We start from the raw sequence: 2,699 nt of genomic DNA, 5'->3' as shown, positions 1-2,699 counted from the left end.
GACTGAAATCCGTCGCGAAAGGTCGTATCCATAACGTCGATAAGCTTTTTAGCCATTTTTAGCTCCTAGGTTAAATTTAGCGTGAATTTTAATATTTCTAGCCTAAAAAAGCTTTTAAACCAAAAACCCCCGGAAAGATTGCGAGCGTTAATAGCACTAGAATTTGCAATAAAATAAAAGGTAGCACGCCCTTGTAAATATCCGTGGTGTGGATTTGCGGCGGCGTCACGCCCTTTAAGAAAAATATCGAAAATCCAAATGGCGGCGTCATAAACGATGTTTGTAAATTTACAGCGATTAAGATCGCAAACCACACGGGATTGATATGCAAAGACTCTACTATCGGCAAAAGTATCGGCAAAATGATATATGAAATTTCGACATAATCGAGAAAAAATCCAAGCACTATGATAACTACCATCGTAAGCGCGATAAATCCCCATGCTTGACCGGGCAGATTCTCCATAAAATTTTTTACGACCTCATCTCCGCCCGTGTAAGAAAAAATCATCGAAAATGCCGTGGCGCCCATCAAAATCATAAAAACCATGCCCGAAATTTTAGCGGTATTTTTTAGCGCGTCATAGATCAGCCTAAACGAAAACGTGCGGTATAAAACAGCTAGCGCTATCGCACCCAAGCAGCCTACCGACGAGCTCTCCGTAGGCGTAGCGATGCCCGCAAAAATAGATCCCAGGACGAGCAAAATCAGCACGAGCACCGGCACGACGTTTTTAAGCGCGATAAAAATTTGCTTTGATTTGCTAAGTCCCTCTAGCGGCGGAACAGGCGGCGCATAATCTTTGCAAATATATGAAATAATCGCAATATAAATCACGTAAAAACCCACTAGCACGAGTCCAGGAATAACTGCTGCGGAGAAAAGATCACCCACCGAAACCGAAAGTATATCGCCTAAAATAATCAGCACGATAGAAGGCGGGATAATCTGCCCAAGCGTGCCCGCAGCAGCGATAGTGCCGGTAGCTAGGGGTTTATCGTAGCCGTATTTCATCATCACGGGCAGGCTGATGACGCCCATAGCGATGACAGTCGCGCCCACGATGCCCGTCGTAGCCGCAAGTAATGCGCCCACCAAAACGGTGCTGATCGCCACGCCGCCTCGTACGCCGCCGAATAAAAATGCCATCGACTCTAATAAACGCTCCGCAAGGCGAGTCTTTTGCAAAATCATACCCATCAAAATAAAAAGCGGCACCGAAATTAGCAGCTGATTTTCCATAATCGAGTAAATTCTATTAGGCATCAGTGAAAAAAACTGCCTACTCATATCCTCAAAAGCTTCAGTTAAAATTTCAAAGCCCTGCGCGTAATCCCACGCCTCACTAAGTCCGTAGATAAAGCCGAAAATCACAGCCACGGCGCCGAACGTAAACGCAACAGGAAATCCCAGTAGCAGCATAAAAAGCGCTGCCGCAAACATCACTATGCCTATCATAGCTCGCCACCTTTTATCTTGCCATGGCAAAATTCCGCCCAAGCGCGAAAAGCGTAAAATTTATAGAATTTTAAATTTAAGCTCATTTTACCCTCACACACTCTGTGCGCCCGAAGAATTCCCACTAAGAAATTCCGAGCCTTTGTTTTCCCTAACATCAAGCAAGGCATTAATATTTTTAATCAAAAATCCAAATGCGTAGATAAATAAAAACGCATAGCTAAGCGTGATTGCGGACTTGATGATCCAAAGATGCTGCATGCCGCCGGGATTGGCGCTGGCCTCATGGCTCGTATAAGCCTCGCTTACATAATCGATCGAAAAGAACGCCACGAGCGCCACGAAAGGCAAAATGAAAAATATCGTGCCTAAGATATTTATGAGTGCTTTTGCAGTGGGGCTAAATTTTTCGTAAAAAATATCCACGCGAACGTGAGCGTTTTCTTTAAGCGCGTAGGTCACACCGAATAAAAACATCGCCGAATATAGCCACCACGTAAGTTCTTGCATAGCGACGGAATTTGCAGCTGGAAAAAGATAACGCGCCACAACATTGTAAAAAACAACTATAACTAAAAGCGCCAAAAATACGATACTTAATACGCCTAAGATATTTGCGAACGCATCAAAAGCTCTTTCTAATCTGCGTAAAAAATCCCTCAAAATTTTACCCTTTGCTTGAAATTTTTGCTATAAAAGCTGGGATTTTAGCAAAAATATCTGCAATTTATTATAAAATTATGCGCGGAAAGGATTTTTATGATTTTAAAATTTCAAAACAAATACTCTAAAAAATTTCTCGCTTTTTGTGCTATATGGGCGCTTTTTTGGCTAGCATTTTCATATTTTTTCTTGCAAAAATTCCTTTTTATCTATCCGGAAAGCTTTAGTATTCACGTGAGATTCGCACTTTGCGCCGTGGCGTTAGGAACGGTGATTTTAGCGATTTGCGGCAAGGACGTTTACGGCGCAATCTGTGGATATGCGGTGTGGTTCTACGGTGTGGTGCTAGGATTTGCCTCGTCGTTGAATTTAGCCAAAATCCGCGTCGTACTGCGCGAAGACGGCGAAATGGGAGGGATAAGCGGCTGCGGCGGGGCGGTTAAATTTTTAAATTTCGACTTAAGCGTGGTGCCGATTTTTAAGCCGTTTAACAGCTGTGCATTCGACGTTCCGGCAGTGCCGGCTGATGCGACGCTAGAGGGGCTGCAAGCCAAGCTAACGGCGCTTTATAGCGGAG

3 protein-coding genes are annotated in these 2,699 nt (G+C 43.9%); 1 reads left to right on the top strand and 2 read right to left on the bottom strand.

Features of this window, described 5'->3' with window-relative positions; translation table 11 throughout:
* Positions 1-97: 97 nt before the first annotated feature.
* The gene (locus Q0236_RS02810; protein ID WP_005871492.1) at positions 98-1,459 is read right to left on the bottom strand and encodes a TRAP transporter large permease subunit; all 1,362 of its coding nucleotides are present in this window, start codon (positions 1,457-1,459) and stop codon (positions 98-100) included.
* A gap of 93 nt (positions 1,460-1,552) precedes the next feature.
* The gene (locus Q0236_RS02805; RefSeq protein ID WP_297914877.1) at positions 1,553-2,122 is read right to left on the bottom strand and encodes a TRAP transporter small permease subunit; all 570 of its coding nucleotides are present in this window, start codon (positions 2,120-2,122) and stop codon (positions 1,553-1,555) included.
* Between the two features lie 96 nt (positions 2,123-2,218).
* On the opposite strand from Q0236_RS02805, the gene Q0236_RS02800 reads away from it, so the two are divergent.
* Positions 2,219-2,699 (top strand): hypothetical protein (locus Q0236_RS02800; RefSeq protein WP_297914875.1); only part of this gene is annotated, 481 nt, incomplete at its 3' end.

Source organism: uncultured Campylobacter sp. (assembly GCF_938031315.1).
Lineage (GTDB): Bacteria > Campylobacterota > Campylobacteria > Campylobacterales > Campylobacteraceae > Campylobacter_B.
This window is presented reverse-complemented; position numbering and strand designations above follow the sequence as displayed.

Coding starts and splice junctions, on each gene's coding strand:
- Q0236_RS02810 (WP_005871492.1), bottom strand. CDS start 1,459: ATGATAGGCATAGTGATGTTTGCGGCAGCGCTTTTTATGCTGCTACTG.